The organism is Acetobacter sacchari, from assembly GCF_017377715.1.
GTDB lineage: Bacteria > Pseudomonadota > Alphaproteobacteria > Acetobacterales > Acetobacteraceae > Acetobacter > Acetobacter sacchari.
Map to the genome: position 1 here is coordinate 1 of NZ_JAFVMF010000029.1, position 22861 is coordinate 22861.

Below are 22861 nucleotides of genomic sequence, written 5' to 3' on the forward strand. Positions count from 1 at the left end.
TGGGCGCCAATCTCATGCGCAGAAATGCTCACCCGTGATTTTCCAAACAGGCTCTTACAGTTAGCCAGCCGACTTCTGCTTTTTGACAAAAGAACCAAAAACTTTTTATCAGCCGACGCCGTTTTTCCGGATGCTCGAGTATTCTCGGACGCAAAAATTCTTTTTCTGGACAGGTAAATCCCTTCGAAGAACACGCTTCGATGTATGGCCTTCATCGCCTTCGTTCAGCAGCGGTTCCTTAGGTCAGTTCGCCTGACTCACCACCATGGGTTTCAGAAGATCGGCGATGAACGAATAATGCGGCGGGAAAACGGAGGCCAGCCCGTAGCAGATCAATGCGAAGACTACGGAAGCGCCGTACACCACAAGCGCTTTCCCCCAGCTAAGGCGTAGGCCGACTTTCGCAACGAACCACCCTAGCCAGACCCCGTACAACTCCGCAGCCGCTACAACAGCCTGAACGAACGAAGGCGTATGAACCAGAGCGGGCGCGAAAAGACTGGCGACGGCGAGCGCAACGACCGACACGAACACCGACACCCACTCGCACCAAGCGGCCGCCGTGGCGTAGCGCAGCCACAAATCTTCACGCCCCCAGCGACGCGCGAAGAAGTTCGAGATCACCGGCGGCGCCAGCAGGGCGCAAAACGACAGTTCGACCTTGGTCAGTCCGATCGCGGCATGGTCCTGCATCGCCACCAGAAGCAGGCTGACCAGATTGACGGCGACTCCCGGCGCGATGGCGGCGAGAAACGAATCGGCGGAGCCCCGGAACCGATTCAGGCCCTCCGCGCGACCGGACGCGAGCATCGCCATGCCCTGGACCACGGATTTCGGGTCCGGCGGGTCGCTCCTGCGTTCGGCGTTCACGTCATCATCCTTTCCAGCAACCGCACGTAGACGCGGGTCAGTGTCTGGAGGTCCTCCACCGCCACGCACTCGTCCGCCTGATGCATGCTCGCGCCGACCAGTCCAAACTCTGCGACAGGGCAATACTTGGCGATGAATCTGGCGTCTGATGTGCCGCCGCCGGTGTCGAGGCGCGGTTCGCGCCCGGTCACGTCCATGACGGCGTCCCGCAGCACGTCCACCTCCCCGCCGGGAGCGGTGAGAAACGATTCCCCGCTGCATTCGGTCGTTACAACGACACGTTCCGCATGCTGGCGACAGATCGTCTCGATCCAGCCCCCCAGCGACGCGCTGGTGTGCAGGTCGTTGAACCTTATGTTCAGCGCGGCCGTCGCCGAGGCAGGAATGACGTTGGTGGCTACGTTGCCCACGTCGATACTTGTAATCTGCAGGCTCGAGGGCTCGAACCATTGGCTGCCCGCATCCAGCGGAGCGGCAGTCAGCGTGTCAAGAATCCGGACGAGTCTGTGCACCGGATTATCGGCCCGGTGCGGATAGGCGACGTGACCCTGCCGCCCCTCGACCACGATGCGCGCATTCATGCTGCCACGCCGACCGATCTTGATGACCTCGCCCATGACCGATGGGTTGGTCGGTTCGCCAACGACGCAGAAATCCGGCGTGTGGCCGTTCTCCTGCATCCACTCCAGCACCTTGCATGTGCCAAAACGGGCTGGACCTTCCTCGTCGCCGGTCAGCAGGAAGCTGACAGACCCGCTCCAGTCGGGATTGCTGGCGAGAAACGATGAGGCCGCCGCGACGAACGCGGCGACGCCGCCCTTCATGTCGCAGGCGCCACGCCCGAACAGAACGCCATCCTCGATCGTTCCGGAGCATGGATCATGCCGCCACGTCGCAGCGCCAGGATGAACAACGTCCGTATGGCCAGCGAAACAAAGATGAGGCGAACCAGAACCCAGCCGCGCGAACAGGTTCGGCGTTCGCTCCGCGCCTTCGCCGAACGGAAGATGGACGACATCGAAGCCCATCTCCGTCAGCACTCCCGCCAGCATCTCCTGTGAGTGACCCGGATCAGGCGTAACAGACGGTATCCGGATCAGGGCGGCCGCCAACCCGGCGACGTCGAGCGGCGTGACCATGAGGGCCGATCAGTCCCGCAGCAGTTCGTTGATCGACGTCTTGGAACGCGTACGCTCGTCAACCCGCTTGACGATGACCGCGCAGGCGAGGCTCGGATTGGGCTGGTTGTCGTCGCCGACGGTCTTCCGGGCGGGGAGCGTCCCCGGGACAACGACGGAGTACGCTGGCACGCGGCCAATAAAAATCTCGCCCGTAGCGCGATCGACAATCTTGGTGGACGCGCCGAGGAATACGCCCATCGAGAGGACCGAACCGCGCTCCACGATGACGCCCTCCGCCACCTCGGACCGGGCGCCGATGAAGCAGTTGTCCTCGATAATCACGGGCGCCGCCTGCAACGGCTCCAGCACGCCACCGATTCCGGCGCCGCCGCTGATGTGGCAGTTCGCGCCGATCTGCGCGCAGCTTCCAACCGTCGCCCATGTGTCGATCATCGAGCCCGCGCCGACATGCGCTCCGACGTTGACGAAGCTGGGCATCAGCACCGCGCCGGGAGAGATAAAGGCGGAGCGACGCACGACAGCGCCCGGCACGGCGCGGAAACCTGCAGCGGCGAACTTTGCCGCGTCCCAACCCGTGAACTTGAGCGGCACTTTATCGTAGGCCGGAGCGCCTGCGCAGCCGCCGTCCATCACCACGTTGTCGTAGAGTCGGAACGACAGAAGAACGGCTTTCTTCAGCCACTCATGAACGGTCCAGCCAGATGCGCCGGGGCTTGCGACACGCAGCTCTCCGGAGTCGAGTTTCTCCAGAGCCGTTTCGATCGCGGCGCGATCCTCTCCCGAGGTGGCTGAAGAGACCGTCGCGCGCGCCTCCCACAACGTGTCGATACGGGATTGCAGTTCGTGTTCGGTCATCGTCCTCGGGTCCAGCAGATAGGCTGCGCATCAACTCTCCCTGCAGGGCCGGGAGTTCGCGTCAGGCACGGTCGTCGCCGGACCATGCGGATCGCGCTCCCTCCTGTCAACGCATAGACGTTAACGCGCCCTCAACCTTTTCGCGTTGAAGTGCTCAGGTATGAACACCCCCCTTCGGCCTCTCTTTCCAGAATCAAATTCGCCCGCGAACAGCGGCGAGATGATGGACGTTCTGCTGGCCAGCCGCCGCAGGTGGAAGAGCCTCACCCAGCTTGTCGCCGACGTCATTTTCGAAACCGACGAAGACGGACGTTTCACATTCTTCGACGCAGGGACGACGCTTGGCTGGGCGGACCATGACCTTATTGGAGAAGCATGCTCGCGGCTTCTCCCATTCGTCGACAGCGCCCCCGGCCCGAACCCGTTCCAGACGCGCGCCGCCATACGTGGCAGACGATGCTGGGTCCGGCGGGCGGACGGTACGTTCGCCTGCCTGCTGATCTACGCAACGCCTCTGCAATCCCCTTCCGGACGACACGCGGGGGTAAGGGGGCTTGGCATCGACGTGTCTGACGACGCGAACAACAATGCTGACCTGTCCATCGCACGGCTCCATAGCGAGAGTATCCGGCGCATCACGCTGACCATGCGTTCTCGCCCGATGTTCCGGCTTGGCGTCCCACCAGCCCTGGAAGAACTTGGAGCCATGCTCGGCGCCACCGGCGGAATCCTGCTCGCGCGGCAGGCGGGCTGCGACGCAGAATGCGCCGAACAGGAAATTCTCGAAGCAGGGAGTTGCGTCGGCGACGACGTCGTACATCGCTTTCCAGCGCAAGGATCAGCGCTCGACACCCAGATCGAATCTCTTTTACGCGATTATGAGGAAGGCGCATTAACCGCACCAAAAGTCACGCAGATCGAAGAGCGGGACGTCATTTTCTGCTACAGCCGCATTCGCTACACGACGTCCGCAGCAATGGCGTTATGGAGAGAGGGGCTGGGCGTCTGGACGCAAGACGACGCCAATCTGGCAGACGCCGCTCTGGCGACTTTCGCTTCCGCCGTAGAGATGGAGGCACTCAACAAAGCACTGGCTCAAAACGCACGCTTTGACCCTCTCACCGGAATGCTCAACCGGGCCGGCCTCATCGCCGAAATATCCCGCCGTCTCCCGCGCCTGGATCGTGAGCGCCTTAGTGGCGCGCTGTTGATCATCGGCCTCGATCACTTTGGCGAAATCAACGCGGCGCAGGGATTTGAGGCAGGCGACCGCGCTCTTCAGCAAGTCGCCACCTACCTCCGAAACGCCATACGCCCCACCGATCTCGCCGGCCGTCTCGGAGGCGATATTTTCGGCCTCTGGCTCGACGGGGCGGACCATTTCGTCGCTGCAGAACGTGCTGAAACATTCTGCCAGAACGGCGTCGTCGTATTTCTCGCGGTGCCCACGACCCTGACTTTCTCCGTCGGACTCGCCACCCGCAGTTGGGAAACGGGAGAAACAATCGAATCCCTTATTGATCGCGCCAGTTTGGCGATGCGCAGCGTGAAACTGGCTGGCGGCGCCCGTTGGCACGCCTCTTTGGAGGAATCTCCCCCATGACCGCATCTCTCGATCCAAAGTTCTTTCAGATTCTCCCGACGCGAGCCTTGTCGCCAGAAGCTGCATCGAACAAGTCCAGAAGAGGCGGTCGCGTTCCGCTGACGATCGTAGAGAACTCAACGACAACATGCGAAGAGTTGCAGCGCAGAGTGAAGGCGTTACGGCCAAACTATGATCAGGAACGCGTCGCGACGCTGGTCTCCAGACTTGAAGCGACCCTCACCGCGGCCCTCACCTCAAACTGGAAGCTTGCTCAACGCATTATCGCCCACGCCGCAGGCGACACCCTGGCTATTTCAATCATCGGCCCCCTCTCTGAATCTCCCGCCGCCCTCAATCGCCTCATGGCGGGGCTCGACGAAAATACGATCGACGACGAGTTGACAGGATATGAAGACTCATCTGTCATTCTTCGTAATACCGATTCAGCCGCACCCCAGGTCCTGCACACCGACCAGACAGGCCGTGTAATTGAGACAACCTTGGATGCGATGGAAAAGCATCATAGTCGACGCACTTCCCTTGATCACGCTTGCGTCGTCACCGTCCGATCGCTGGTACGCGAGCGGTGTGCATCACTGATTGCACCAGTAAGGCTGGCAATCGAAAAAGAACTCTCGTTCGAATTCGCTGCAACTTCAGAAATTACCGCCACAGACCTTCCGCCGTCCCCGCGAGTATCCACAGCGAGTGGTTGCGACGACGCAGTAAATGAAGCGCTTGAAGCGGGCGACATCCAAAAAGTCGCGCATTCCCTCGCCGCTGCGGACCGGATTAGACTGGCGACTGCCCAGAGGGCAATTTCCGAAAGCAACGCACGAGCGATCTGCGCCCTGGCATGGAAATCCGGATTGCCCGCCAGCATTGCCGCCGCCATTCAGATTCATATCGCGATGATTCCGCCGCACCGCGCCATCCGGCCCGCCGCCAATGGCGCCTACGCTCTTACCGCTCAAGAACTGGAGTGGCAGATGGGAATATTGGTCAACGACCCACGGCCGGTTTCATCGCCGAACTGAGGGTGGCCAGAATCTGGGCTTCCTACGAGCCAATTAAGTAAAAAAGCATTTTACACCGTGTTAAAAAACACCCGCAAAATCTAACGAATGAAGCTACTACCCTTGGTGCATCTTTATGGTCGGCTGGATGTCTGAACGGGGGGCTAAAGCCTGAAGTAAAGCTGCATTGAATTGCGCAGCATCCTGAATCTGGGGCGAATGCCCCAGTTCAGGAAATTCGACGAGTTGCGCGTCCGGCATAGCTTGCACTGCTCGTCGTGCAATAACCGGGTAATTTCCCAATGCCCCGCGTAATTCCGGAGGAGCAAGGTCCTTGCCTATGGCGGTCGTATCCTTGTCTCCGATCATCACCACTGTCGGCATAGTCAAAGACCCGAATTCATACATGACCGGCTGGGTGTAGATCATATCATAAAGCAGCGCCGAGGCCCATGCGACGCGTTCCCGTCCTGGCCCGCGATACATACCGGCCAACATCTGAACCCAGACTTCATATTCGGGCTTCCACTGCCCAGCGTAGTAGGTATTTTTCTCGTATGTTCTTATCTTGTCTGCAGTATTCGTGATCTCTTTTCTGTACCAACCATCGACGCTTAACCACGGAACGCCTTTGGCCTTCCAGTCCTCCAACCCGATCGGATCTACGAGCACCAGTTTCTGGACATCCGCGGGAGAAGCCAACGCCGCCCTTACAGCGACCATGCCACCAGTGGAATGCGCGACAAATATTGCTTGAGACACGCCTACGTATTTCAAAAGTCCAAGCGTGTTTTCGGCAAGTTGCTGGAAGCTGTAGTGATACCCTTCAGGCTTGTCCGACTTGCAAAAGCCGATCTGATCCGGCGCAATGACCCGATACCCGCCAGAGACCAAAGCCTTGATCGTCTTTTCCCAAGTCGCTGCACAGAAATTTTTCCCGTGAAATAACACAACCGTCCGCCCGTTCGGGGTTGCTGGCCGAACGTCCATATACGCCATGTGCAGGGACAAACGTTGGGATTCAAAGGAAAAGTAAGACACCGGAAAAGGGTAAGAAAACCCCTCGAGGTTGCTACCGTAGACCGGCTCCTGCCCGAAGGCGCTGCAAACGGTAAAGAAGAACATGATACAGGACGCCGCGAAACGCGGCATACGGATCAGATACCGCGAGCGCGAAAACGATTTGGCTAAACCCGCATACATCACCACCGCGACTGCGCGGAGATTTCTCCTGAACGGGCCCATAGCGTCCTCAACGTCGGCGGCACACATTTCGGACGGCGCAACGCCGCTGGCTGCACTTCCGCAGGCTACCCACGTCGCGATTCAGGATGGCCTCAGCTTCGGAATACAAGCACATAATACGCGTGTACATAAATGAGATATTATAGAAAATTTTACCAAAAATGGAATATTTTACGACAGAACAGTATCATAAAACGAAATATTAACGGTTTCGTCCGTTTCCATGACTGTGCCTGGCTGAACACCGCAACATCTCAAGGTCGTGTCACATTTTTACAACTCTAACAATTGTCAACCAGCAACCCAACTTGCGCAAACAACACCTGAGCGTTTTCTTCAGAGATATGGCGAAAGAAGTCTTGCCCCGGAGTCTCGCAGTTTCGTCAGATAATTTCGTTTATCAAGATCATGATGCGTAACCCGCCGGTCACAATGCCCGACGATGAAGTCATCGACCCTTTGCGAAAATTCCGCATTATAGGTTTCAAGGTTGATTTCAAAATTCAGGCGCAGGCTGCGCATGTCAAGATTTGAGCTTCCCACGAACGACCATTCCCGATCCACGACCAGTAGCTTGGAGTGGTTGAACGGGGGTGGCGCCGACCAAACCCTGCAGCCGGCGTCCAGCACCGGGTGGATATCCGCTCGACAGGCCCAGTCCATGACCACATGGTTACTCCGCTGCGGGATGACGATATCGACAGTCACCCCCCTCAGCGCCGCCAGACAAAGCTCGGTCGAAAGCCGCGTGCCGGGTAGAAAATACGGCGTCATCAAGCGGATGCTGCTTCTGGCGAGCGTCATGGCCTGTAACATGACGAACTCTATTTTTTCGAGATCCGTGTCGGGGCCGGCGGTCACGATCCGCATCAGATCCGTCCCACTGGCGTCGATATCGGGAAAATATGTCGGTCCGGCCAGATCCTCCCCCTCGGTGAAGGTCCAGTCCCATGCGAAGGCAGCCGCCAGTTGCCGAACGATCGGCCCGCGCACCCGAAAGTGCGTGTCCGAAACAGGATCGCGGGGGCAGTCAGCGACCATATTCTCATCCCCGATGTTCAAGCCGCCGATGAACCCCAGAACACCATCAATAATCAGGCTTTTCCTGTGATTGCGCAGATTTATAAACGGCATGCTCCACGGGAGCAGCGAATGCATAAAACGCCCGCAGGGAACGCCCGCCCGACGGAGACGCCGAGCGGTGGGGCAAGAGAAATAGCCGGCGCCGACGCCATCGACCAGAACCCGCACGGCAACGCCTCGGTTGTTGGCGTCAATCAACGCGTCGATGAACAGCCCACCTACCCGATCCGCCCGGAAGATATAAGAACACAACAGGACACTGGTGTTCGCGCGCTGGATTGCATCCAGCATTGCCGGGTAAGCCTCGTCCCCATCATGCAGCATTTCGATATTGTTCCCACCTACGAGCGAGCGGCTGGTCAGTTTCCCGACCATGCTCGCCAAAGGCGCGAACCGTCCCTCAACGCTCTTCTGCCATCGCGTGGCTGGCGCCGAACCCGGGGCGCCACGTTGTCTGACAAGCTTGCGAGCCAGACGCTTCACACGGTTGATGCCAAACATCAGGTAAAGAATTGAACCAAGAACCGGCATCAACGCCGCCATCCCGATCCAACCGATCGCCGCTGCTGTATCGCGCTTTGTAAGCAATACGTGAATGGTCACTGCCAGCGCGAGAAGCACACGAAGCGCGGAGAGCGTCATATTCAGAACGTTGAGTGCTGAAAACTCCAGAACTGTCCCCTCCGCGCTTGATCCAGAACATCATTCGATCGGATTGAGTCAGTTCGTCGGAGGAAATACTCGCCGAAACAACGAGGTAAATACGACACAACCGGGTATGGCTCTAGATGAAGCGTCTCTCATTCATCACTACTTCATTTGCATAGCGTATGCTGGGCGGCAATGATGCAAAAGCCAACAAAAACCCAGTTGAAGCAGAGCCTCGCGCGACGTGGCGAAAGATCTTATCGCATCGGCTTGAGTGCTGAGGCTCACGCTGAAACGCTTTTGACGTCGGAAGGCTGGGAAATATTATTGCGGCGAGCCAGAACCGCGCGAGGAGAAATCGACCTCGTCATTTCCCGTGAGGGAATGCTGGCGTTCGTCGAGGTGAAAGCCCGCGCCTCATTAACGGTTGCCGCCATGTCCGTCACGTCACGCCAGCAGGCTCGAATTATGGGAGCCGCCGAGGCGCTTCTCGCAAGCCATCCACATTGGCGTTACGAGGAGATTTCGTTCGACGTTATCGTGATCGATGGACACGGGCGCGCCGCCCACATCCACGACGCTTTTCGGTTGCAGTAGAGGAATACAACCTACTTCGCGGGCTATTCAGGGAGAGCGTTAGCTCTCAAGTCAGGTGCGGTGGCGTACTGCACGAGCATGAGAAGCGGCTTTCCGGGGGCTGTGATAAGCTGCAAGATGCACGAGACCATGAGAATAGCTGCGCGAGGACGCATACTGGTGCGCAGGCGCCGCATGAGAGCGCGCAGCCAAATGATGCACGGCGTGATAAACCGGCGGAGCAGCGGTCAAGGACGCCAGAGTGAGGCGGCTCGCCTCGTAATCAGAGATGATCCGCTCGGCGTGAGCGGGCTTCGCTCCGTAAAACGCGCCCACAGCAACTGTGCCAAGGGCGAATATCGACAGCTTGCGGAGCATCCCGGTCATTGCAACTCTCATATTACATTTCAAAGAGACGATACAATGAACCTGAATTGGCGAGCAAGCCGGAACAACCAGATTTATCTGGAAATCTGGTCCGACTCCGCCATGAAATAGCCAGTTTTTATCGGGTCGACTTCGTTGAAGAACAAGCCGACCCTACTCTCTGTAATCAGACCGGAGCGGAAACGATTCCGTTTTCGACGAACAGGGTCTGCAACTCACCAGACTTCGCCATTTCGGTGACGATGTCACACCCGCCAACGAACTCACCCTTTACATAAAGCTGCGGGATCGTCGGCCAGTCAGAGAAGGTCTTGATCCCGTCGCGCAACTCCGGATCGGCGAGGACATTTTCGTCCTTGAACGGAACCCCCAGGTGATTGAGAATCTGCACGACACGCGCAGAGAAACCGCACTGCGGGAAGTCCGCCGTTCCCTTCATGAACAGCATGACCGGATTGGCGTCGATCTGCGCCTGAATACGCTCGGCTACGGGGGTGGACATCGTTCAGATTCCTTTTGCTGGCAGTGGCCAATGGCTGCGGACGCAAAAGTCGGCGTCCGATTCAAGACACCCCGCCGACGAGCGTGCAGGGCAGAAAAGCAAGGCAGAACGTCAGGGAGCGGCGGTCTGCAGCGCAAGCGCGTGCAGCGTGCCGCCCATGTGGCCTTCGAGCGAATTGTAAACGAGCTTATGCTGCTTTACGCGCGAAAGCCCACGAAATGCTTCACTGATAACCGTGCAGGCGTAGTGGTCGCCGTCACCCGCCAGATCTTCGATCCTCACGACGGCGTCGGGGATCGCCTTGCGGATATAGGCTTCAATCTCGGACGCCTGCATGGCCATCGGGGTAGTCTCCGTGAACGTGTTCTGCGGGCCGCCAGGAAGGGGACGACGGCCCGAGCCGTCACGCTTCCATCAGACCGGGGAAAAATGCCTCGTTCGCTGAACGCAGGCGCGCAATGGATATTGTAGCGCCATTGGGCAAAGTCAAACCGTCTCCGCCGATTGTCGCGATCACACGCGCGGAAACGCTCTGCGCTTTCGCCCGCGCGATTAGTGCGTCGGCGTCGCCTTCAATGGCGACCAGATAGCGGGCCTGATCTTCGCCGAACCAGAACGCCTCCGGACGTATGCCCGTTTCCGCCGATTGCAGGACGCATCCGACCCCACCCGCCATCGCCATTTCGGCGACCGCAACCAGAAGTCCGCCGTCCGAAAGATCGTGGCACGCGGTAACCTCGCCCGCAGCGATACGCTCACGCACGAAGTCTCCGTTACGCTTCTCACGCTCAAGATCGACAACTGGCGCATCGCCTGTTTCGCGACCAAGCACCTCGCGCAGCCAGAGCGACTGCCCGAGATGACCGCCTGTTTCCCCAACCAGCACGAGAACGCCAGACTTTGGCAACGCCAACCCGACCGTCTTCCGCACATCCGAAAGAACGCCGAGCGCGCCGATAGCGGGTGTCGGAAGAATAGCCTGTGTCGAACCGTCAGGATTGCGGGTCTCATTGTAGAGAGACACGTTGCCGCTAACGACCGGGAAATCGAGAACCCGGCAGGCTTCGCCCATGCCTTCGATCGCGGCGACGAACTGCGCCATGATTTCAGGTTTTTCCGGGTTGCCGAAGTTGAGGTTGTCCGTCACCGCCAGAGGCTTCGCGCCCGTCGCGGTGATGTTGCGCCATGCCTCGGCGACCGCCTGAGCCCCACCCGAGCGAGGATTGGCGCGGCAGTAGCGCGGCGTGCAGTCCGTGGTTAGGGCGAGCCCGATCTCGCTGCCTTCTATCTTGACGACTGCGGCGTCCGCGCCGCCGGGACGGCGAACGGTCTGTCCGCCGACAGCGCTGTCGTACTGGTTCCAGATCCACGCGCGCGACGCCAGATCGGGGCACCCGATCAGACGTAACAGCGACTGCTCCAGACCGATCGGGTCGTGAATCGGGCCAAGTTCTTCCGGCGCGGCCAGCGGCGCAACCGGCCGATCATAGATCGGCGCCTGATCAGCCAGCGGGTCGAGCGGAATATCCGCCTCCACCGCGCCACGATGCCGGACGACGATGCGACCTGTATCAGTCAGATGACCGACGACGGCGAAATCAAGCTCCCACTTCTCGAACACGGCGCGGGCCAGTTCGGTCCGCTCCGGCTTGAGCACCATGAGCATACGCTCCTGGCTCTCGGAGAGCATCATCTCATAGGCCGTCATGCCCGGTTCACGCTGGGGAACCGCGTCCAGATCGAGGTCGATCCCGACGCCGCCTTTCCCGGCCATCTCGACCGAGGACGAGGTCAGGCCAGCAGCGCCCATGTCCTGAATCGCCACGATCGCGTCAGTGGCCATCAGCTCAAGGCAGGCTTCGATCAACAGCTTTTCAACGAACGGATCGCCGACCTGCACCGTCGGGCGCTTCGCCAGAGCGTTCTCGTCGAACTCGGCGGAAGACATGGTCGCGCCGTGGATGCCGTCGCGCCCCGTCTTCGACCCGACATAAACCACTGGGTTGCCCACGCCAGCGGCAGCGGACAGGAAGATGCGGTCCTGCCGCGCAACGCCGACGGTCATCGCATTGACCAGCGGATTGCCGTCATATGCAGGGTGGAAATTCACCTCTCCGCCGACGGTCGGCACGCCGACGCAGTTGCCGTAACCACCGATGCCGCGCACGACGCCATCGACGATCTGCCGCGTGCGCGGGTTCTCGGGAGACCCGAAGCGCAGGGCGTTCAGGTTGGCGACAGGGCGAGCGCCCATGGTGAACACGTCGCGCAGGATGCCGCCGACGCCTGTCGCAGCACCCTGATAAGGCTCAATGAAGGACGGGTGATTGTGGCTCTCCATCTTGAAGATGGCGGCCAGCCCCTCGCCGATATCGACCACGCCCGCGTTTTCGCCCGGCCCGTGGATCACCCACGGCGCCGTCGTCGGCAGCGTGCGCAGCCATTTGCGGGAGGATTTGTAGGAGCAGTGCTCCGACCACATCACCGAGAACACGCCGAGTTCCGTCAGAGACGGCGTGCGGCCCATGATCGTCAGGACGCGACCGTATTCTTCGTCCGACAACCCGAATTCGCGCGCGAGAGCCGCGTCCACTGTCTTCTGTGCGGCAGTCACCGGACCAGAGCCTCCACCAAGCCATCGAATAGCGGTTTGCCGTCGACGCCGCCCATCAGCGGATCGACCAGATCTTCGGGGTGCGGCATCATGCCGCAAATGCGGTTGTTGGCGCTGATCACGCCCGCGATGGCGTTAACGCTGCCATTCAGATTGGACGCGCGATCGCTGGCGTCAACGACGCCACCCGCCGAGGCGTAACGGAACGCCACGCGCCCCTCGCCTTCCAGTTCCGCAAGCGTTTCAGCATCGCACGCGTAGTTGCCGTCGCCATGCGCCAGCGGCGCACGGAACACGTCACCCTTTTTCCAGTGACGGGTGAACGGCGTTTCACTGGTTTCCACGCGCAGATAGCAATCCTGCGACAGAAAACGCATGCCGCCGTTACGCAGCAGCGCGCCAGGCAGAAGACCGGCTTCCGTCAAAATCTGAAAGCCGTTGCAGACGCCAAGGATATGACCGCCACGCTCGGCGAACGCCTTCACTTCCCGCATGATCGGGGAATGCGCGGCCATCGCGCCGCAACGCAGATAATCGCCATAGCTGAAGCCGCCTGGCAACACGATCAGATCGAGATCAGGCAACGTCGTGTCGCGGTGCCACAGCATTTCCGGCTTGCGCCCGGTTACGCCATGGAGCGCGATCGCCATGTCGCGCTCCCGGTTAGTGCCCGGGAAGACGACGATCCCTGTTTTCATTTCGCGCCGCCACAGGGATAGGAATCATGCAGCGCCATGAACACGCCCTCGCCCACCGGCTTGGACAGCGAGTCCTGATGCCCCTTCAGCCACGCGACGACCTTGCCGCGCATGGCGACGCCGGTTTCGGCCTGCGGAATGCAGAAGCCCGCAGGCGCGTTGGCGTCGCCTTCGTTGCGGTCATTGACCTTGGCGAGCGCGCCCGCGTCAGCCATGCCGGTGATGTACGCGTCGCAGATCTGCCCGCCGGCGGGCTTCGAACAGATGCGTCCGAAATTGCCCGCCGTCATGGGGGAGACACGTTGCGCGTCGGCGGCCGACGCCAGCAGGGAAGTCGCTGCGACGGCGCAGAAAGCCGTTGCAAGAGTCCGGACACGGTTCATTGCACGATCTCCGTTCTGAAATCTTCGATGACCTGATTGGCCAGAAGCCCCTTCGCCATCTCAATGGCGCGCTCCTGCGCACGCGCGGCGTCGGCCTCGTCGAGATCCAGCTCGATCACCTTGCCCACGCGAACCTCACGAACTTCGGGAAAGTCGAGAACATGCAGTGCGTGCCCGATGGCCTTGCCCTGCGGATCCAGCACGCCTTCCTTCAGCGAAACCGTCACCCGTACTTTCATATCACCCTCTTTTCCGAACTTTTCCCGACGTCAGACCAAGCCCCAACCTTTTGGCCCGGCCTTATTGCATGGCCTCCGGGCCTTTAAGGTCGCCATTGCCAGCCTCGGGCAGAATGCCCAGACGACGTGCGACCTCCTGATACGCCTCCTCGACGCGCCCCATGTCGCGCCGGAAACGGTCCTTGTCGAGCTTCTCACTCGTCTTGGCGTCCCACAGGCGGCAGTTATCGGGCGAGATCTCATCGGCCAGGACGATGCGCATCTCCTCGCCTTCCCACAAGCGACCGAACTCCAGCTTGAAATCCACCAGCGTGATGCCCACTCCGGCGAAAAGACCGCACAGGAAATCGTTCACGCGCAGCGCGATGGCGACCATGTCGTCCATATCGTGCGTCGACGCCCAGCCAAACGCCGTAATGTGCTCTTCGGCCACGATCGGGTCGTTGAGGGAGTCGTTCTTGTAATAATACTCGACGATCGAGCGCGGGAGCCGCGTGCCTTCAGGGATTCCGAGGCGCTTGGCGATGCTTCCGGCCGCCACATTACGGATCACGACCTCAAGCGGAATGATCTCAACTTCGCGAATCAACTGCTCGCGCATGTTGATGCGGCGGATGAAATGCGTCGGGATGCCGATCTCCTGCAAGCGCAGCATCACATGCTCGCTGATACGATTGTTCAGCACGCCCTTGCCGGTGATGATGCCCTTTTTGGCGCCGTTGCCTGCCGTCGCGTCATCCTTGAAATACTGCACGAGTGTGCCGGGTTCCGGCCCCTCGAACAGGATCTTGGCTTTTCCCTCGTAAAGCTGGCGGCGGCGGGCCATCGTCATCCTTGCTGGCTGCGCACGGGCCTGCTTCAAGGCGCAGAATCCGTGCTGTTGTCGCCCCTGCTTGGGGGCCCCGTTGGGGCAGCCTCTTAGCAGCCTTCCGCGTCGGATGATACAGCCCATGCACGGCGCCGCGGGAGAAAGCTACCGCGCGCCCTCCCCCACAACCGCCGTTCAGGCGGCCGGACCAGGTTCCCCGAACACGAGACGGAAACGCGCATCCACCGCCTTCAGATGCGCGCGGCTGTCCATCGCTGCATCGAGCACTTCCGGCGCCACCTTCCCCACGATATCCGGGTCGTCGCCCAGATTCTCGCGGAAGCTGCGGCCTTCCGGCTTGCCGAGCTTTGTCCAGGTCGCCATCGCGCAGCGTTGGACGATCCTGTATGCGTCCTCGCGCAGCACGCCGGCGCGGGCGAGCGCGAGAAGCACCTCACCCGAGTGCACGACGCCTCCGAGGCTCTCCAGATTCGCCGCCATCTGCTCCGGATAAACGACCAGCTTGTCCATCATCCCCGCGAGGCGCGCGAGCGCGAAATCGAGTCCGATCGTACCGTCCGGGCAGATATTGCGCTCGACGGCGGAGTGGCTGATGTCGCGCTCATGCCACAGGGCGACGTTCTCCAGTGCAGGAACGACATGCGAGCGGATGAGGCGCGCCAAGCCCGTCAGGTTTTCCGACAGCACCGGGTTGCGCTTGTGCGGCATTGCCGACGAGCCCTTCTGGCCCGGATGGAAGAACTCCTCGGCCTCCCGCACTTCCGAACGCTGGAGGTGGCGCACTTCGGTCGCCAGACGCTCTATGCCGCTGGCGATGACGGCGAGCGCGCAGAAATAAGCCGCATGGCGGTCACGCGGGATGACCTGCGTGGAAACCGGTTCGATCTTCAGGCCGAGCTTGTCAGCGACGAATTCCTCGATCTTCGGGTCGAGATGGGCGAACGTGCCCACTGCGCCGGAAATGGCGCAGGTCGCGATTTCCGCGCGCGCCGTCAGCAGGCGCTCCCGATTGCGGACGAATTCCGCGTAATGCCCCGCCATCTTCAGACCGAACGAGGTGGGTTCGGCGTGAATGGCGTGGCTGCGGCCGATGGTCAGCGTGTATTTATGTGCGAACGCCTGCTTTTTAAGCGCGGCGAGAACCGAGTCCAGACCTTCGATCAGGATGTCCGTCGCCTGCGTCAGCTGCACCGCGAGACAGGTGTCCAGCACATCGGAGGATGTCATGCCCAGATGCACGAAGCGGCTGTCAGGCCCGATCTTCTCGGCGAGCCATGTCAGAAACGCGATGACGTCGTGGCGGGTCTCCGCCTCGATCGCATCGATGCGGTCCAGATCGGCGCCAGAGAAGGCGGCCATCGCCGCGTCTCCGCGCTCGCGGATCGTGCGGGCGGATTCCTTCGGGATCTCGCCCAGTTCCGCCATCGCCTCACAAGCCAGCGCCTCGATCTCGAACCAGATCCGATAGCGGTTCTCGGGGGCCCATATGGCCGACATCGCGGGTCTCGAATAACGCGGCACCATGAAACGGGTCTCCCTTAAACCTCAGACTGATCGCGGCCCGGGCCGGGGCCGCAGCGTGCTCCTAAAGCATTTTTTCGCATGACGGAATTGAAGAGCAGTTCAGGCGCGCTGTTTCCATAGCGCCCCGAGACCACATGGACGGAAAATTAATGATTTTCATCCATCAATCTGCTCTACGATTGAATAAAAGCGACGCCCCCTGGACTTCAAAATGCCGTATCAGCAGAACCAAGCAAGTTGGTCCGCCTTCAAGGCGGCGGAAGAGGCGCTCGCCCGACAACCGACCCAACTGGTCGAACACGCAAGACGGAAGCGTGGACAGGAGCGAACGCTTTTCCGGGGATTGGCGATAGGCCTGCTCATCTGCGCACCGTTCTGGGCCTTGCTGGCGTGGCTGGTTCTCTGACGCGCGTCCGCCTATTGCTCAGAAGTACCGCTCATACACGGTCACCACATCTCCGGGCGCCAGCAGGCTTGCCGGTTTGACGCTGCCCGTGACCGGCCGACCACCCTGCATGCCTTCCGTTCGCACTGCGCCCGCCATATCGGTGACCGCCCGGTAAGTGTACCCTCCGGCGAGCGCGACAGCCGACTGCATAGTCATGCCTGGGCTGTACGGATATTGACCCGGTTTCGCCACCTCTCCGAGAACGAAGATCGGTCGGTACTGCGCGATTTCCACGGACACGCTGGGATGATTGAGGACGCCGCGCTGCCCCAGCACGCCGGACAGATCGGCTGCCAGCTGATCGGGCGTCTTTCCTGCCGCTTTCACCGGCCCGACCAACGGAAACCCGATCGTCCCGGCGTCGCTGACCGTGAACGAATTGCTTAATTGCGGATCGTTATACGTCAGGATGCGTAGCGTATCTCCCGCTCCCAGAAGGTACGACGCGGGCGGCGGCGGCAGCGGCTGGAGATTGCCCGGCGCCGAACAGGCGGCGGCGCCCAGCGCGCTGAGCAAAATCAGCGCTCGTGCGGCAAAACGACCATCGCATCTGCGGCGGCTGGAGCCGACCGGCGTTACACGCTTCGACGTCGGGAAAGCGGGAGTGATGGTCATGCGACGAACGATGCCCTTCTCAACTGTGTGACGAGTGACGCGCCGCGCCGTCCGCTCTCCGCTCCGCACCGTCATCGCGCGAAGCTCAAAGACAGAATGACCGCGTTCGCGGCGTATGTGGAGCGGCTGACGCCATAGCTGGTCGTCTGCGCCACTCCGTAATGGGAATAGCTGTTCATGTGGCTGTAGTTCAGCGACGCCGTGAAGTCGCGATTGATCTTCCAGTTGACGCCGACACCGAAGGTGAATTGGGTCTGGCGTCGATCCGGCCCGTCGGCGTCGCTGGAACGCGACACGGTTTTCGCGGCGCTTGCAAACCCGCGCAGGTAAAGATCATGGTGAAGTTCGCGGTCGAACTGCACCCTGATGCTGGACGCCGTCTGGTTGCGCGAGAACGGGGACGTCGGATCGAAAATGCCCCGCCACCCTGTCAGGGTGATGGTGTTGCGGCGCCCGGGCGTCCAGATGACGTCAACCTCGGCGGTCGGCGTCACGATCGCTTTGGTCGAAGCATTGGTGAAGTGACGCGTCTCTCCCCCGACGAGCGCGCGATATTGCAAGACTGCGTCGGAACGCAGATCGACGCCGACGAACCCGCCGCCATCTATGTAATTCGACGACGTTCCGCTCCCTTTGACGAACTGCGCTTCCGACGCCCGCAGGATCGCCACCACGGCGTCACCCTGAGATATCGCGAACCGTGACTGAAGCATTTGCGATTCCGTCTGGTGACTGATGGAGTGAAAATCTCGCGAGTCATAGGCGACCGGGCCGGTGGCGCTCCCGAACGAATAATCGTCCCATGCAGCGCCGGGAATCAGCGAGAATCGTCCCCATGTTTTGGAATAGCCGATACGAAGGTCGTCCACGGCGTAGGGCACCGGATAGGCGACGCCGAAATTGCCCAGATCGGTCGCGGAAAGGTGTTGTGCGCTATGGGAGTATCCAAGAGACACCCGGTCGCGACCGATATCCAGCGCCCCTCCGGCGCCGACGTTCCAGTTGGTGTAGCCCGCCTGCGACAGAGACGGATACGCCTTGTTGGCGACGCCGACCGATACGCCCGCAGCGTTGCGTCGCCAGTCGGAATTCACCCGAAGGCTTGCGGAAGTGTCGAGTTGCGCGCTGCCAGTTCCCGGCGTGGCGAGTACATTCGCGTTGTAGCCGACGGACTGGCTGACCTTCGGTCGAACGATGAAATCGTGAACGGGGATACCGGGCTGGGAGTTCTCGATCATCTGTCGCATCACCACCGATCCTGTCGTATCTGGGCCGTATCCGGGAAGGTCGGACGGAAAGTAGCGATCGATCAACTGCGCTTTCGCTTCGGACGACGCCCCGACAGTCACGATGATCCCGCCGAACGCCGCAAGAACGCGCATACGGGTCCACGCTCCCATTCCCAACTTTAGGACCGCCCTTGCGCGTTCGCGCCGCGAAAGGACGCATGCCCTGACGGTCTCAGAATATCCTGATATACGTTGACGTAACGCTGTGCGACGCTTCGCCAGTCGTAAGGCTCGGCCCCCTGCATCGCCAGACGTCGCACCACCGAAGCGGCGCCCTCGTCTTCGACATGCGCCGCCTCGATCCGTATAGCCGCCTCGTCCAGATCGGCTGGATCGACCAATACGCCCACACCGGTCTGGGCGACGAGACGGCGAAACGGCGGAATCGGGCTGAGAAGCGGCGTCAGTCCCGCAGACATCGCCTCCACTGCGGCCAGACCGAAGCCTTCATGTTCGGAAAGACTGGCAAAATAACTGGCTTCCCCGATCGTCTCCCGCAGCGTTACGTCGTCGGGGTCAATCACAAATCGCACAGACGAGGCGACCTGCGCATCCTGCGCCATGCGACGCAAATCTTCCGTGGAGACGTCAGCCGGGCGTCCGGCGACGACCAGAGACCAATCCGGATTCTTTCTCTTCAACGCGACAAGAAGAGGAAATAGAAGATCAGGTCGTTTATGGCTGGCGAAGCGACCGAAAGAGACGATGGTTCGACGCGGAGACGGGGATGAGGCATCGAAAAACTTCTGCTGATTGACGCCGTTTTCGATCGTCATCAGCCTTTCCCGCGCAATACGGCGGAAAATGTCGGCGTCGTTTTCGCTGCACGCAATCACTGCATCGTAAGCACGTATGCTCATTCGCGTGAGTGTAGAAAACCACAATTTTTTCAACCGGGAGAACGCGCCGGTATGAAAGAAACCACCATGCGTCGAAACGATCATCGGTTTGCGGTGCAACCACGTCGTCGCGGCGAAATAATCGAAAAAGAAATCGATCGCATGGACATGAATCAGATCGGCGTCGCCAAGCGCCTGCAAAGCCGACGGCGCAAGCGGATAGCGCGTAGAACCGCGCCACGGAACCCGGCGCACGGGCACGCCGTCCACCTCATCCTCGTCTGCGAGAACGCCCGGCCTGTTAAAAACACGGTTGAGCGTCACGACCCGAGTGTCGAGCCCCAGTTCGCGACGTTGCAGAGCCGCGAGCTGACGAACGGAATCCTCTAGGCCGCCGACCGAAGGACTGAACTGCCTGACGACATGAACGATTTTCACGAATTATCCTGGTTTCTATCTGAAATGCTGAAGCAGGCCGACAGAGGCGCGCGGCGCCTGCCCGTCAGGAGACACTCCGGCGGCCCGACCTTCAGCGGCGTTCAAAACCAGCCCGCTTACGCGCACGCCGTAATGACGCAGCCGCTCGATGCACAGGGCGGCGTCGCGGCGGGATGTGTCGTTCCAGCGGCATACGAACAACGCCTGATCAGCGATGGACGCCAGCACGAGGCCGTCCGGGTTGACCATGAGCGACGGCGCGTCGATCACGATCATGCGGTAGCGTGACGACAGCCCCCGCAGCACGGCGCGAAGCTTGTCGACGCCCGACGGGTCGAACGCGCTGAGATCCCCGCCCCACAGCACGTCGACGCCGGTCGTAGCGTCACGCTCTATCGCTTCGTCAGCCGTCGCGCGCCCAGATGCGACGTCCCACAGCCCATGACCAACGGTGCTGCGGCCAGCCGCGTCGCCGATCACCAGCACATCCTGCCCACCAGCCTGCACCGTCGCCGCGAGCCAGGACACCAGCGTGCTTTTGCCGTCCCCTGACGTTGGCGACGTCACAGCGACGATCCTGTCGTCGGCGTCGCCGCTTGCGCGCATGAGGGACAGTTGGGTCAACAGGCCGCGCGCCGCATCGCCGATCGGCGAATAACTCTGGCCGACCGAAAGCTTGCCGCTGGCCCTCACAAGGCCACGCGTCTTCGGCAACACAGCCAGAAGGCGCAGCCCCCCGAAGCGACGCAATTCTTCGATATCCGTGAAGCCGGACGACAGCATGGCGCGTAGCGCAACGGCGGCGCTCGCCGAAATAAGGCCCAGAACGATGACGCCAAGTTCGAGCTTTTTACGATTGGGGAATGTCGGCGCGGCCGGGACCGCCGCGTGCGAAACAAACGCGACCGGCGGCCGCAGCAAAGCCGCGCGGTCGGCGAATTCCTTGGCGCGATCGAGGAAGGCTTCGTAAACGCTCTTCGCGCTGTCAGCGTCCTGACGCAGCGTGCGATATTCCGCCTGCGCCGCCCCCTGCCCGGTGTAGCTGCCACGCAGCGCGTCGAGCGAGCGGGTAAGCTGCGCGACCTCCGCGCGGGACGCCACCAGTTCCGCGTTGACCGATCCCAGAGCCTGCCGTGTTTCCGCGGCGAGACTGGCCTTCGCTGCGGCGACCTGCCCCGTCAATCCGACGACGTCCGGGTGGTTCGGCCCGAACGATCCGATCTTCTGCGCTCTTGCGGCTTCCGCCTGCATCAGGGCGTTAGCCGAAGCCACGAGCAGCGGCTGATCGCCAAGGGCGATGATGGAACGCGGGTCGCCGTTCGCTTTCACCTCGTTCAGCACTTCCATGCGCGCCTGCGCGGCGGCGTATCGAGCCTGCGCCTGATTGAGGCTGGCCGCCATGGTCGCGATTTCATGCCCGACGAGAGGAGAGTCGCCATCGAGATTTGTCAGACCATGCTGAGCGTTGAAGTCGCTCGCCGCCTTCTCCGCCTCCACCCAGCGCCGCCGCAGCGCCGAGGTCCGCTCATCCAGCCACTCCGCGTCTCGCGCCAGATCCCCGCGCTGTTGGGTCAGCGACACCTGCTGATAGCTGCTGATAAACGCGTTGGCGATCGACGCCGCAGCATCCGCCGTATCGGCTTTGGCGCTCAGGGCGATGACGCGGGAATGCGGCTGCGGCTCCACCGTGATCGTCGCCAGAAGCCCATCGATACGTGCGTCATGTTCAAGCTGCACCTGCTGTTCCGAAGGGGCCGGCGCGGCGCACGCAAATTTCAGGCCGTGTGAACATAGCGCGGCGCGCAGGCCGCCCTTATGCCCGCCTTCTGACGCCGGAATCTGCCTGAGGACGAGTTCCGCGACGTCGCGCGACTGAATCAGTTCCGCCTGCGTCGCAAGTTCGTCATCCTCCAGCGTTTTGCCACCTTGGGCGGTCTGGCTGAACGGGTCGTCGACAGGGGCGGTCACAACCACCGTCGCTGTAGACACGAACGATCGCTTCAGGGAAAACACGACGCCGGTACCGGCCAGGAACGCCACGGCGAAGACGCTGGCGAACAGCGCGCGATGGCGCGACATGACACCGACATAGCGCCACATGACCGCATACCCGTCCACCGGTTGACGATGATACGCCGCGCCATTGTCGAAGGGGTGGTCCAGTTCTCGTTCAAAGCCCATGGCGACGGTTCCTTTCCTGCGTGAGGTCGGTTCGAGTTTCGTCGTCAGAGATCACAAAGCCTCCGCAGCCCGGGCCGATCGGCGCCCGAACAGTTTCCAGCGCAACACATACAGGCCGAACACAGGCAGCCCGAGCAGGTAGCGACGCCACAAACGCCTCGGCTCGCGCACGAGGCGCACCAGCCACTCCAGCCCCATATCAGCGACCCAACGTGGAGGACGGGAGACCCGGCCAGCCGCGTGATCGACCAGCGCTCCGGCTGTAATAGCGACCATGGGCGGCAGTCGGCTCCAGTTATCAAAAAGCCAGCGTTCCTGACGCGGCATGCCCATATTCAACAACAGGACGGAAGGCCGAGCCTGCTGAATCTCCTGCAGCACTTTTTCCGAGTCCGGAGAGCCTGGCGTCGCGTCAAAGAAACCTCCATGCGCACCCGCCGTCTTGCAGCCATACCGGGCGCTGTATATCTGCGCGGCAATCTCTGCCGCCTCCTGCGTTCCACCGAGCCAATACACTGACGCATCGCCGCCCAGACGTTCGAGGGCCGGCCCCACCCACTCAGGCGGCGTAGTGCGCGGCGGCTTGCGACCTGACAGAAACATCGAGGCAAGCTGAACGCCCGCGCCGTCGCAAAATCTGATTTCTGCGTCGTGGAACATTCGCCGCAGCCACGGACGGCGTTGTGCAAGGGTGACACAATGGGCGTTGGCGTTAATCACTCGCATGGCGCGACCGGCGCGCACAGCCTCCACTACGCGATCGACGATCTCCTCACGCGTGATCATATGAAGCCCCAACCCCATGACTTCAATAACCGGCGGCGGCGTGAGGTCGGACGGAGGGGGCATGAACGC

24 protein-coding genes are annotated in these 22861 nt (G+C 61.2%); 4 read left to right on the plus strand and 20 right to left on the minus strand.

From position 1 onward, the window contains the following. The 4 genes from J2D73_RS18185 to dapD all read right to left on the minus strand — a co-directional run. A partial coding sequence (locus J2D73_RS18185) for a hypothetical protein (protein ID WP_207883673.1) occupies nt 1-215 on the minus strand: 215 nt, incomplete at its 3' end. 28 nt (nt 216-243) lie between these two features. Then, entirely contained in the window at nt 244-870 is a 627-nt protein-coding gene (locus J2D73_RS18190; RefSeq protein WP_341535127.1) for a hypothetical protein, read from the minus strand. After that, the gene (gene dapE, locus J2D73_RS18195; protein ID WP_207883674.1) at nt 867-2009 is read right to left on the minus strand and encodes a succinyl-diaminopimelate desuccinylase; all 1143 of its coding nucleotides are present in this window, start codon (nt 2007-2009) and stop codon (nt 867-869) included. The genes J2D73_RS18190 and dapE overlap by 4 nt, the downstream gene beginning before the upstream one ends. A gap of 9 nt (nt 2010-2018) precedes the next feature. Beyond that, complete coding sequence (gene dapD, locus J2D73_RS18200) at nt 2019-2867, minus strand: 2,3,4,5-tetrahydropyridine-2,6-dicarboxylate N-succinyltransferase (protein ID WP_207883676.1); 849 nt, start codon at nt 2865-2867, stop codon at nt 2019-2021. 160 nt (nt 2868-3027) lie between these two features. On the opposite strand from dapD, the gene J2D73_RS18205 reads away from it, so the two are divergent. After that, the gene (locus J2D73_RS18205) at nt 3028-4470 is read left to right on the plus strand and encodes a sensor domain-containing diguanylate cyclase (protein ID WP_207883678.1); all 1443 of its coding nucleotides are present in this window, start codon (nt 3028-3030) and stop codon (nt 4468-4470) included. Further along, the gene (locus J2D73_RS18210; RefSeq protein WP_207883680.1) at nt 4467-5489 is read left to right on the plus strand and encodes a DUF2336 domain-containing protein; all 1023 of its coding nucleotides are present in this window, start codon (nt 4467-4469) and stop codon (nt 5487-5489) included. The genes J2D73_RS18205 and J2D73_RS18210 overlap by 4 nt, the downstream gene beginning before the upstream one ends. A gap of 96 nt (nt 5490-5585) precedes the next feature. Here the strand turns inward: J2D73_RS18210 and J2D73_RS18215 are convergent, their stop codons facing one another. Both J2D73_RS18215 and cls read right to left on the minus strand, forming a co-directional pair. Next, on the minus strand, nt 5586-6593 hold the full coding sequence (locus J2D73_RS18215; protein WP_207883682.1) for an alpha/beta fold hydrolase: 1008 nt from the start codon (nt 6591-6593) through the stop codon (nt 5586-5588). Nucleotides 6594-7049: 456 nt separating this feature from the next. Next, nucleotides 7050-8438, minus strand: a complete 1389-nt coding sequence (gene cls, locus J2D73_RS18220) for a cardiolipin synthase (RefSeq protein WP_207883683.1) — start codon at nt 8436-8438, stop codon at nt 7050-7052. Nucleotides 8439-8639: 201 nt separating this feature from the next. On the opposite strand from cls, the gene J2D73_RS18225 reads away from it, so the two are divergent. After that, nucleotides 8640-9041 (plus strand): YraN family protein, encoded by a 402-nt coding sequence (locus J2D73_RS18225; protein ID WP_243430082.1) that lies wholly within the window; start codon nt 8640-8642, stop codon nt 9039-9041. A gap of 51 nt (nt 9042-9092) precedes the next feature. Here J2D73_RS18225 and J2D73_RS18230 read toward each other — a convergent pair whose 3' ends face one another. From J2D73_RS18230 to purB, 9 genes are all read right to left on the minus strand, one after another. After that, nucleotides 9093-9407: a hypothetical protein gene (locus J2D73_RS18230; RefSeq protein ID WP_207883685.1), complete on the minus strand. Its 315-nt coding sequence runs from the start codon at nt 9405-9407 to the stop codon at nt 9093-9095. A 166-nt stretch (nt 9408-9573) separates the two neighbouring features. Continuing rightward, entirely contained in the window at nt 9574-9909 is a 336-nt protein-coding gene (gene grxD, locus J2D73_RS18235; RefSeq protein WP_026397360.1) for a Grx4 family monothiol glutaredoxin, read from the minus strand. A gap of 111 nt (nt 9910-10020) precedes the next feature. Continuing rightward, a complete protein-coding gene (locus J2D73_RS18240; RefSeq protein ID WP_026397359.1) occupies nt 10021-10251 on the minus strand; it encodes a BolA/IbaG family iron-sulfur metabolism protein in 231 nt (76 codons plus the stop codon). A gap of 61 nt (nt 10252-10312) precedes the next feature. Then, nucleotides 10313-12523, minus strand: coding sequence for a phosphoribosylformylglycinamidine synthase subunit PurL (gene purL / locus J2D73_RS18245; protein WP_207883687.1), 2211 nt, complete (start codon nt 12521-12523; stop codon nt 10313-10315). Continuing rightward, a complete protein-coding gene (purQ, locus tag J2D73_RS18250) occupies nt 12520-13221 on the minus strand; it encodes a phosphoribosylformylglycinamidine synthase subunit PurQ (protein ID WP_207883689.1) in 702 nt (233 codons plus the stop codon). Before purQ ends, purL begins: the two co-directional genes overlap by 4 nt. After that, on the minus strand, nt 13218-13604 hold the full coding sequence (locus tag J2D73_RS18255) for a Rap1a/Tai family immunity protein (RefSeq protein ID WP_086644178.1): 387 nt from the start codon (nt 13602-13604) through the stop codon (nt 13218-13220). Before J2D73_RS18255 ends, purQ begins: the two co-directional genes overlap by 4 nt. Next, complete coding sequence (gene purS, locus J2D73_RS18260) at nt 13601-13843, minus strand: phosphoribosylformylglycinamidine synthase subunit PurS (protein ID WP_026397355.1); 243 nt, start codon at nt 13841-13843, stop codon at nt 13601-13603. Before purS ends, J2D73_RS18255 begins: the two co-directional genes overlap by 4 nt. Before the next feature lie 61 nt (nt 13844-13904). Beyond that, nucleotides 13905-14669 carry a phosphoribosylaminoimidazolesuccinocarboxamide synthase gene (gene purC, locus J2D73_RS18265; protein WP_026397354.1) on the minus strand — a complete coding sequence of 255 codons (765 nt, stop codon included), beginning with the start codon at nt 14667-14669 and terminating at the stop codon, nt 13905-13907. A gap of 177 nt (nt 14670-14846) precedes the next feature. Further along, nucleotides 14847-16196, minus strand: a complete 1350-nt coding sequence (gene purB / locus J2D73_RS18270; RefSeq protein ID WP_207883690.1) for an adenylosuccinate lyase — start codon at nt 16194-16196, stop codon at nt 14847-14849. A gap of 211 nt (nt 16197-16407) precedes the next feature. On the opposite strand from purB, the gene J2D73_RS18275 reads away from it, so the two are divergent. Then, on the plus strand, nt 16408-16602 hold the full coding sequence (locus tag J2D73_RS18275) for a hypothetical protein (protein ID WP_086644176.1): 195 nt from the start codon (nt 16408-16410) through the stop codon (nt 16600-16602). An 18-nt stretch (nt 16603-16620) separates the two neighbouring features. On the opposite strand, the gene J2D73_RS18280 is transcribed toward J2D73_RS18275, so the two are convergent. The 5 genes from J2D73_RS18280 to J2D73_RS18300 form a co-directional block, all read right to left on the minus strand. Further along, nucleotides 16621-17259, minus strand: a complete 639-nt coding sequence (locus J2D73_RS18280) for a polysaccharide biosynthesis/export family protein (RefSeq protein ID WP_207883691.1) — start codon at nt 17257-17259, stop codon at nt 16621-16623. Between the two features lie 71 nt (nt 17260-17330). Then, nucleotides 17331-18641, minus strand: a complete 1311-nt coding sequence (locus J2D73_RS18285; RefSeq protein WP_207883692.1) for an outer membrane beta-barrel protein — start codon at nt 18639-18641, stop codon at nt 17331-17333. Nucleotides 18642-18667: 26 nt separating this feature from the next. Beyond that, nucleotides 18668-19825: a glycosyltransferase gene (locus J2D73_RS18290; protein WP_207883693.1), complete on the minus strand. Its 1158-nt coding sequence runs from the start codon at nt 19823-19825 to the stop codon at nt 18668-18670. Nucleotides 19826-19840: 15 nt separating this feature from the next. Next, a complete protein-coding gene (locus J2D73_RS18295; protein WP_207883694.1) occupies nt 19841-22006 on the minus strand; it encodes a GumC family protein in 2166 nt (721 codons plus the stop codon). Between the two features lie 51 nt (nt 22007-22057). Beyond that, a complete protein-coding gene (locus tag J2D73_RS18300; protein WP_207883696.1) occupies nt 22058-22855 on the minus strand; it encodes a WecB/TagA/CpsF family glycosyltransferase in 798 nt (265 codons plus the stop codon). Between the last annotated feature and the right edge of the window lie 6 nt (nt 22856-22861).